The organism is Bacillus sanguinis, assembly GCF_018332475.1.
GTDB lineage: Bacteria > Bacillota > Bacilli > Bacillales > Bacillaceae_G > Bacillus_A > Bacillus_A sanguinis.
This window is the reverse complement of sequence record NZ_BOQB01000431.1, coordinates 1-938: the sequence shown is the minus strand read 5'-3', so window position 1 is coordinate 938 and position 938 is coordinate 1. Positions and strand designations below refer to the sequence as shown.

Genomic DNA, 938 nt, shown 5'->3' with positions numbered 1-938 from the left:
AGGGAGATATAAAATGAATAAAGTGAAACTGAAAGTATTTAATATAAAGTATGTAGTGATATGTATTTTATTCACGATTATATGTATTCTCACTTCATTCTTCATTTCTAGTAATTCGAACGTATTTAAATCGTATTATGTTAATCAATTATTAGGAACGAATTCTACTAAAGGCCTTATGTATATGATAGGCAGTGAAAATCGTTATTTTGCAGAAGAATTTTATAAAGAAAAAGGACGAGCGTCTTTGGAATCTTTTTTACTGTCACTTTCTACAAATATTAATGTAAATGACCTCCGAAGTTTATTAACTCGAGAACTTCCAAATATGAATCAATTTTATTCGGAAATATTAATTGCTGGGGAAGGGACAGATTATACGAACATTCCTGAAGAATCCAGCATTCCTTTAGAGAATATTAAGGATAAAGGTTCTGCTGTTAAGCACCCAAAGAGTGAGAAAGAAAACAATGCAAATACACAAAATAACGGTGAAAATAAAGTTTTTATTTATCATACACATAGTTGGGAATCGTTTATTCCTCTCATTCCAGGTGCTACTAAACCTAATGATGCCTCTAGTACAAATAATGAAGTGAATATTACGTTTGTTGGAAATTATTTAAAACAAAAGTTAGAAGAAAAAGGAATAGGTGTTTCACATGATACGACAAATATGAGGGATTTTCTGCGAAATAAAAATTTAAACTGGGCCCAATCCTACAAAGGATCTCGTCAAATATTACAAGATAAATTAGCACAAGATAAAAATATTATGTTTCCAATGGACCTTCATAGAGATGATGCACGAAAAAATATTACAACCAAAAATATTAACGGAAAGAATTATGCGAGGCTCTATTTTATTTTAGGACGAGAAAATCCTAACTTTGAACAAAATAAAAAAATAGTAACGGCAATCAATTCATATTTAGACG

Annotated in this window: 1 protein-coding gene; it reads left to right on the top strand. The window is 30.0% G+C overall.

All coding sequences use genetic code 11. The features are described 5' to 3' along the window. Positions 1 to 13 precede the first annotated feature (13 nt). A partial coding sequence (gene spoIIP, locus KI369_RS27205; RefSeq protein ID WP_212958697.1) for a stage II sporulation protein P occupies positions 14 to 938 on the top strand: 925 nt, incomplete at its 3' end.